Origin of the sequence: Mesorhizobium sp. M5C.F.Ca.IN.020.29.1.1, from assembly GCF_003997375.1 — a bacterium.
Taxonomy (GTDB): Bacteria; Pseudomonadota; Alphaproteobacteria; order Rhizobiales; family Rhizobiaceae; genus Mesorhizobium; species Mesorhizobium wenxiniae.
In genome coordinates, this window is the sequence record NZ_RZSW01000324.1 from 1 (window position 1) to 7,019 (window position 7,019).

The 7,019-nt window shown below is 61.3% G+C and carries 10 protein-coding genes and 1 pseudogene; 6 read left to right on the plus strand and 5 right to left on the minus strand.

Annotated elements, in window-relative coordinates:
• From EOA85_RS22775 to EOA85_RS22795, 5 genes and pseudogenes are all read left to right on the plus strand, one after another.
• A pseudogene (locus EOA85_RS22775) lies at window positions 1-267 on the plus strand (MBL fold metallo-hydrolase); the annotation flags it as partial.
• A 2-nt stretch (window positions 268-269) separates the two neighbouring features.
• Window positions 270-611: a hypothetical protein gene (locus tag EOA85_RS22780; RefSeq protein WP_127211255.1), complete on the plus strand. Its 342-nt coding sequence runs from the start codon at window positions 270-272 to the stop codon at window positions 609-611.
• 17 nt (window positions 612-628) lie between these two features.
• Window positions 629-1,642, plus strand: coding sequence for a fumarylacetoacetate hydrolase family protein (locus EOA85_RS22785; protein WP_127211256.1), 1,014 nt, complete (start codon window positions 629-631; stop codon window positions 1,640-1,642).
• A gap of 52 nt (window positions 1,643-1,694) precedes the next feature.
• Window positions 1,695-1,940, plus strand: a complete 246-nt coding sequence (locus EOA85_RS22790) for a hypothetical protein (protein WP_245316539.1) — start codon at window positions 1,695-1,697, stop codon at window positions 1,938-1,940.
• A 4-nt stretch (window positions 1,941-1,944) separates the two neighbouring features.
• Window positions 1,945-2,481: a DinB family protein gene (locus tag EOA85_RS22795; RefSeq protein ID WP_127211257.1), complete on the plus strand. Its 537-nt coding sequence runs from the start codon at window positions 1,945-1,947 to the stop codon at window positions 2,479-2,481.
• Between the two features lie 17 nt (window positions 2,482-2,498).
• Here EOA85_RS22795 and hppD read toward each other — a convergent pair whose 3' ends face one another.
• Window positions 2,499-3,611: a 4-hydroxyphenylpyruvate dioxygenase gene (gene hppD, locus EOA85_RS22800; protein ID WP_127211258.1), complete on the minus strand. Its 1,113-nt coding sequence runs from the start codon at window positions 3,609-3,611 to the stop codon at window positions 2,499-2,501.
• A 140-nt stretch (window positions 3,612-3,751) separates the two neighbouring features.
• On the opposite strand from hppD, the gene EOA85_RS22805 reads away from it, so the two are divergent.
• Complete coding sequence (locus EOA85_RS22805) at window positions 3,752-4,219, plus strand: Lrp/AsnC family transcriptional regulator (RefSeq protein WP_029354039.1); 468 nt, start codon at window positions 3,752-3,754, stop codon at window positions 4,217-4,219.
• Here EOA85_RS22805 and EOA85_RS22810 read toward each other — a convergent pair.
• The 4 genes from EOA85_RS22810 to EOA85_RS22825 form a co-directional block, all read right to left on the minus strand.
• Entirely contained in the window at window positions 4,216-4,554 is a 339-nt protein-coding gene (locus tag EOA85_RS22810) for a TIGR01244 family sulfur transferase (RefSeq protein ID WP_127211259.1), read from the minus strand. The genes EOA85_RS22805 and EOA85_RS22810 overlap by 4 nt on opposite strands.
• 153 nt (window positions 4,555-4,707) lie before the next feature.
• A complete protein-coding gene (gene aztC, locus EOA85_RS22815) occupies window positions 4,708-5,646 on the minus strand; it encodes a zinc ABC transporter substrate-binding protein AztC (RefSeq protein ID WP_127211260.1) in 939 nt (312 codons plus the stop codon).
• 22 nt (window positions 5,647-5,668) lie between these two features.
• Entirely contained in the window at window positions 5,669-6,544 is an 876-nt protein-coding gene (aztB, locus tag EOA85_RS22820; RefSeq protein WP_127211262.1) for a zinc ABC transporter permease AztB, read from the minus strand.
• On the minus strand, window positions 6,544-7,019 hold a 476-nt coding region (locus EOA85_RS22825), incomplete at its 5' end, for an ATP-binding cassette domain-containing protein (protein ID WP_127211261.1). The genes EOA85_RS22825 and aztB, both read right to left, overlap by 1 nt.

Here is a 7,019-nt window from a genome sequence, read left to right on the forward strand (position 1 = left end):
ATGCTGGAGGAGGGCATCGAGCGGCTCGTCGCGAAAACCGGAAACGGCGCGCGGCTCAGAGAGCATCTGCTCGCCAGCCATACTTTTGCTGAGAAGGCGGGGCGCATCGCCAGTGATGCAGGGGTCAAAAGACTGGTCCTCAACCACCTCATTCCTGCCGACGATCCCGAGATCGGTGAGGCCGACTGGATTGCCGCCGTCAGGAAAACATGGGCCGGCGCCTTGACGATCGCCCGCGACGGCCTTGTTGTGGGGCTTAGGGAGTGAGGATGGCCAACGACAAGCTTTGGGAAGAGGTGCGCGAATCCGAGGAGAGATCCGCGGCGCAACTCTCGATGCTTCTTGAGAAGGTGCAGGATCTGCCATCTTTCGTCCGATTCATCGACGCGCTGAGCAAGGACCGTAAGGACGCGGACCGCAAGGAGGCAACGACGCCAGCAGGACCTGATACCGGCTGGAACGGATGGAAAAATGGCTTGCTCAGCACATTTCTTGAATCAGCGGTCGCTTGGTTCGAAGACAATGGGCGGGGCGACCCGGCATTTTTGGCGGGTGACAATCCCTGGAAAGCCGCAGCCAGAGTTATCTATGCCGGCAAATACTACGAGTAAACGCCCTGGGAGGACACATGAAGCTTGCCACATTGAAGGACGGGACGCGTGACGGAAAGTTGGTCGTCGTCTCGCGCGACCTGACGCGGTTCACCGATGCCTCGTTTCTGGTGCCGACGCTGCAGGCGGCACTCGACGACTGGAACCGGATCGCGCCGCATCTGGCGACAATAGCGGAATCGCTGGAGAACAATGCGGTGCCGTCAGCGCGCTTTCATGAGCACGACGCCCATTCGCCGCTGCCGCGCGCCTACCAATGGGCGGACGGCTCGGCCTATGTGAACCATGTCGAGCTGGTGCGGAAGGCGCGCGGCGCCGAGATGCCGGCAAGCTTCTGGACCGATCCGCTAATCTACCAGGGCGGCTCGGACGCGTTCGTCGCGCCACGCGATCCGATCCGGGCGGCCGACGAGGCCTTTGGCGTCGATATGGAAGGGGAGGTCGCCGTCATTGTCGATGATGTCCCGATGGGAGCAAGCCTGGATGAGACGCGGGCCGCGATCCGGCTGGTCATGCTGGTCAATGACGTCACGCTGCGCTCCCTCACTGCGCCAGAGCTGGCCAAGGGCTTCGGCTTCTTCCAATCAAAGCCGTCCTCGGCTTTTTCGCCGGTCGCGGTAACGCCGGAAGAACTGGGCGAGGCCTGGGATGGCGGCAAGGTCAGCCTGCCGCTGCTGGTCGATCTCAATGGCAAGCCGTTTGGCCGGGCGAACGCAGGCGTGAATATGACCTTCGATTTTCCGGCGCTGATTGCACATGCCGCGAAAACCCGGCCACTGGCCGCCGGCACGATCATCGGCTCGGGCACGGTCTCCAACAAGCTCGACGGCGGCCCGGGCAAGCCTGTCTCGGCGGGCGGTGCCGGCTATTCCTGCATTGCCGAGTTGCGTATGATCGAGACCATCGAGGCCGGCGAACCGAAAACGCCATTCCTGCGCTTCGGCGACACGGTGCGCATCGAAATGAAGGACAGGACCGGACATTCGGTTTTTGGTGCGATCGAGCAGAAAGTCGAGAAATACGAGGGGTAAGAGTATGACAGGCGAGACATTCTATCTTCTGTCCGGTGTCTGGGCCCTTGTCATGCTGGCGATCTTCATTCAGGCCATCCGGCTGAGCTATCGCATCGAGGCGCGCTCTCCCGACCTGACGAATCGCAGCGGCTTTCCGCGCAACGCAATGATGTTCCACACCGTGACCAACATGAACGTCGCGCGGGACGAGGAAACGCAAGCCATCCGGCGGCGCATGAATCGGCTTCTGCTGATCGTTCTCGCCGGATTTGCGCTTCTGTGGGCGGGCGTGTCTTTGGTCCAGTCAGCGGAGTGAAGTCATGGACTTGCTGTACCATTTCCGCCGCATGGCGCGCAACAACCTCTGGTCGAACGACCGGCTCTATCGCGCCGTGTTGCAGCTTAAGCCCGGTGAATTCGAAGCCGAGCGAACCAGCTTCTTCCCGTCAATCAAGGAAACGCTCAATCACATCCTGGCGGTCGATCATCTCTATCTCGACTTTCTCGAAGAGGGCGGCGTAGGCGCCGCGGCCCATGACGATTTCGTGCCGTTCGATGAACCACAAGCGCTGCTTGCCGCCCAAGTTGCGGCCGACCGGCGGCTGATCGCCTTTTGCGATCATTTGTCGGCGGATGATCTCGACCGCAGTGTCGTCACCGACCGGCGCGAGGACGGAAAAATACCGGAGCGGATCGGCGATCTGCTCGCCCACCTCTTCATCCACGACATCCACCATCGCGGCCAGGTGCACGCCATGCTGTCCGGCACGTCGGTGAAGCCGCCGCAGCTCGACGAGTTCTTCCTGGACTATGATCTGAAGCTCAGGAAAGAAGAGGTCGAGCGGCTGGGACTGTAAGCCACTCGACCGGCCGCTTACTCCGCTGCCTGCACCTTCAGCACGCCGCGCTTGATCTGGTCCTGCTCGATCGATTCGAACAGCGCGCGGAAATTGCCCTCGCCAAAGCCTTCGTCGCCCTTCCTCTGGATGAATTCGAAGAAGATCGGGCCGATTACGGTTTTTGAAAAGATCTGCAGCAGGATCTTGGTCGTGCCGCCGTCAACCACGCCTTCGCCGTCAATCAGGATGCCGTGCTTTTTCATCCGCTCGATCGGCTCGTCATGGCCGTGCACGCGGGCATGGGACATCTCATAATAGGTTTCCGGCGGGCCCGGCATGAACTTCAGCCCGTTAGCTGTCAGTCTGTCGGTGGCGCCGTAGATCTCGTCCGTGCCGACGGCGATGTGCTGGATGCCTTCGCCATTATATTTTTTCAAATATTCGGCGATCTGACTGGTGTCGTCCTTGGACTCGTTGAGCGGGATACGGATCTTGCCGCAGGGCGAAGTGATGGCGCGGCTGACCAGGCCGGTGATCTTGCCGTCGATGTCGAAGAAATGGATCTGCTTGAAGCCGAACAGGTCGCGATAGAAATCCCACCATTTGTCCATGTTGCCGCGATAGACATTGTGGGTGAGGTGGTCGAGATAGTAGAAGCCGACGCCTTCCGGCTTCGGGTCGCGTGCGCCAAGCCATTCGAACTCGGCATCGTAGACCGAGCCCTTGTCGCCGTAGACCTCGATGAAATAAAGCAGCGAGCCGCCGATGCCTGATATCGCCGGCACGTCGAGCGTTTTATCATTGCCTTCATAGGGCGTCGCACCCTTGGCGACGGCATGGTCGAACGCATGCTTGGCATCGACGACCCGCCAAGCCATGGAGGAAGCGCAGGGGCCGTGCTTGTCGACGAATTTCATCGCATGCGAGCCGGGTTCGGTATTGACGACATAGTTGATGTCGCCCTGCCGCCAGACGGTGATGTCCTTGGTGCGGTGCTTGGCTACCGGCATATAGCCCATGCGGGTAAAAAGCTCGGCGAGCTTTTCCGGTTCGGGATGCGCGAACTCGACGAATTCGAAGCCGTCGGTGCCGGCGGGATTTGTCTTGTTGATCTTTGCGGGCGGTGCGTCGTGCGGGAAGGGGCCCATGGTGTTGTCCTCCAAAGAGCTCTGTGGCCGAAAAGGGCATTTTCCCATAATCATAGCGCGGAACAGGCGCATGGTGCTTGCATTCAAACGCTTTAAATGATCGAGTGATGCGCGAACTGTGCACGTATGGAGACGAATCCATGGATGATGCGCGCATCGACCAGTTTGACCGCAAGATAATGGCTCTATTGCAGGGGGACGCACGGCTGACCAACAACGATTTGTCGGAACGGGTGAACCTGTCGGCGTCGCAATGTTCGCGCCGCCGCCAGAGGCTGGAGGAGGACGGCTACATCAGGGGCTATCGCGCGGTGCTCGACCGCGACAAGCTCGGCTTCTCGCTGGTCAACGTCATCTCGGTCACGCTCGCCACCCACAACCGCGACAATGCGCAACGCTTCGGCGAATTGGTGGCGCGGTTGCCGGAAGTGCAGGAGGCACACGCGCTGACCGGCGAGATGGACTACATCCTGAAGGTGGTGACGCCGGACCTGAAGTCACTGTCGGAATTCGTCAACGGCGTGCTTCTGCCGCACGAATCCGTGCAGCACGTGAAGACGGCGATCGTGCTCGAAACGCTGAAGGAAACCGGCGCGTTGCCGATTTAGCTCTTCGACTGCTGGATCAGCCCGTAGAGGTTGGTGCAGCGGGCGCCGGAACGGCAATAGGCGAACACCGGGCCTTCGAGTTCATCGAGCGCCTCAGCCTGGTCCTCGACATTCTCGGCCGTGATCTGGCCGCTGATGACCGGGATGTAGCGAAAGGTAAGCCCGGCGGCTTCGACCGCCGCCTTAACGCTGTCCGCCGAAGGTTGGCCGGGCTGCTCGTCATCAGGCCTGTTGCAGATGACGCTCTTGAAACCGGCGGCCTTGATGGCAGCGATCTCTTCGGGCTGGATCTGGCCCGAGACCGAATAGTCCTCGCTGATCTGACGGTATTCCATGGCTCTGCCCTCGCAATCTGAATTTAGCGGCAGTCTTGCCACTCCCTGGCATGGGCGGCAATCCGCATCGGGGGAATTCTCTGCCAAATAGATATTGCAGGCCGGAAAATCCAACCGGGGCGATAATGCCCCGATCGCATAGACACGCTCGAGTCAGCTTCCGAGGATCGCACCTTTGATCTGGGCGATGTTGTTGTGCATCAGGTCGACATAGGTCGAGGCCGGGCCGTCGGGCTGCGACAGCGCATCCGAATAGAGCGTGCCGCCCACCTTGATGCCGGTCTCGCTGGCGATCTGCTCGATCAGCCGCGCGTTGGTGATGTTCTCGATGAAGACAGCCGCCGCCTTGTCCTGCTTCACTTGGCTGACCAGCTTGGCGACGTCGGCAGCGGACGGCTCCGACTCGGTCGACACCCCCTCGGGGGCCAGGAAGGTGAGGCCATAGGCCTTCTCGAAATAGCCGAAGGCGTCATGCGAGGTGATGACCACGCGTTTCTCTTCCGGGATCGACTGGATTGCCGCCTTCACTTGGCCTTCGACCGCATCGAGCTTCGCGGTGTATGCTGCGGCATTGGCGTTGTAGCTGTCGCAACCCGCGGCGTCGGCGGTGCAGAAGGCGTCGGCGATGTTCTTCACATAGATTTTGGCATTAGCAATCGACTGGAAGGCATGCGGATCGGTGGCCGTTTCGCCATCCGTGTGGGCGCCTTCAGCGGCATCGGCAACGGCGAATTCGGGTTTGAAGTTGATCGGCGTGACGCCCTTGGTCAGAACGGCGATCGTCGCCTTGGTGGCGCTGGCGTCGACCAGGCGCTGCAGAAAGCCTTCGAAATACAGGCCGTTTACCAGCACCACGTCCGCACTCGCCATCGCCACCGCGTCAGCCGGGCTCGGCTCGTAGACATGGGCATCGCCATCCGGCCCGACGATGGTGGTCAGATTGATGCGGTCGCCGCCGACATTTTTTGCGAAATCGGCAATGATCGTGAAGCTGGCGACCACTTTCAACGGCTCCGCGAGGGCCGATGACGCACCAAAGGCAGTTAACGTTATAACGCTCATTGCCAAGGCGGCGCAGATCGATTTCAGCATGGACAGCTCTCCTGTGTTGGGATCAGGCGGTTCTGTGGCGGTGATGGATAATACGGGCGCGCAGGATACCGCGCGTGCCGAACAGAATCGAGGCAAAATAGACGACGCCCGCAGACAGGATGATGGCCGGGCCGGAAGGCAGCGACACGTGATAGGACAGAAGCAGCCCCGCGACGCAGGAGGCAAAGCCGATCAGCACCGCCAGCAGGCACATCGGCTCGACGCGCATGGTCCAGAAGCGGGCGGCGGCCGCAGGCAGCATCATCAGGCCCACGGAAAGCAGCGTGCCGAGCGCCTGAAAGCCGCCGACCAGGTTGAGCACGACGAGGCCGAGGAAGATGAAATGCACCGGGCTGCCTAACCGGCTGACCGAACGCAGGAACAGCGGGTCGAGACATTCGGCGACCAGCGCCCGCCAGAAGATGGCGAGGCTGACCAGAGTAACCAGCACGATGCCGCCGATCAGCGTCAGCGCTTCATTGTTGAGCGCCAGCACGGTGCCGAACAGCACATGCATGAGATCGACACTGGAGCCGCGGATCGACACCATCAGCACACCGATGGCCAGCGAAATCAGATAGAAGGCCGCCATCGAGGCATCCTCTCGCTGGATGGTAAAGCGCGAGACGGCGCCGGCGCCGAGCGCGACGATGATGCCGGCAATCAACCCGCCGATGGTCATCGGCAGGATCTCCAGCCCATAGAACAGGAAACCGGCGGCGGCACCTGGCAGGATGGCGTGGGCCATGGCGTCGCCGGAAAGGCTCATGCGGCGCAGCATCAGGAAGACGCCGACGGGGCAGGCGCCGAGCGACAGCATCAGTGAGCCGAGGAGCGCCCGTTGCATGAAGGCGAAATCGGCAAACGGAGCGATGAAAAGACCGTAGAGCGCGTCCATCATGCCGCCCTCGGCCCGGAACCGTGATGATGGTCGTGCCCATGATCGTGAGGGTGATCGCCGTGCTCATGGTTGTCGGGCTCGCACCAGGGCGCGTTCTCCTCCCAGGCTTCATGGAAGCGGCGCGCGCGCAACAGGTTTTCCGGCCGCAGCGTTTCCTTGGTCTCGCCCCAGGCGATTGGCTGGCGCGCCAGCAGCAGCGTCTCGGGGAAATTATGGCGAACCAGATCCAGGTCGTGAACGACCACCATGATGGTGCGCTCCTCACCATGCCAGCGCTTGATCAGCGTGATCAGATCGCCGACGGTTTTGGTGTCGACGGCGTTGAACGGCTCGTCGAGCAGGATGAGATCGGCGTCCTGCAGCAGCACGCGGGCAAACAGCGTGCGCTGCAGCTGGCCGCCCGACAATGTGTCGATCGGGCGCTTTTCAAAGCCGCCGAGGCCGACGGCCATCAGCGCCTGGCTCACCGAAT

Bases quoted from the DNA above. Each gene is read 5' to 3' on its own strand.
- EOA85_RS22780 (WP_127211255.1), top strand. From the start codon at position 270: ATGGCCAACGACAAGCTTTGGGAAGAGGTGCGCGAATCCGAGGAGAGA.
- EOA85_RS22785 (WP_127211256.1), top strand. From the start codon at position 629: ATGAAGCTTGCCACATTGAAGGACGGGACGCGTGACGGAAAGTTGGTC.
- EOA85_RS22790 (WP_245316539.1), top strand. From the start codon at position 1,695: ATGCTGGCGATCTTCATTCAGGCCATCCGGCTGAGCTATCGCATCGAG.
- EOA85_RS22795 (WP_127211257.1), top strand. From the start codon at position 1,945: ATGGACTTGCTGTACCATTTCCGCCGCATGGCGCGCAACAACCTCTGG.
- hppD (WP_127211258.1), bottom strand. From the start codon at position 3,611: ATGGGCCCCTTCCCGCACGACGCACCGCCCGCAAAGATCAACAAGACA.
- EOA85_RS22805 (WP_029354039.1), top strand. From the start codon at position 3,752: ATGGATGATGCGCGCATCGACCAGTTTGACCGCAAGATAATGGCTCTA.
- EOA85_RS22810 (WP_127211259.1), bottom strand. From the start codon at position 4,554: ATGGAATACCGTCAGATCAGCGAGGACTATTCGGTCTCGGGCCAGATC.
- aztC (WP_127211260.1), bottom strand. From the start codon at position 5,646: ATGCTGAAATCGATCTGCGCCGCCTTGGCAATGAGCGTTATAACGTTA.
- aztB (WP_127211262.1), bottom strand. From the start codon at position 6,544: ATGGACGCGCTCTACGGTCTTTTCATCGCTCCGTTTGCCGATTTCGCC.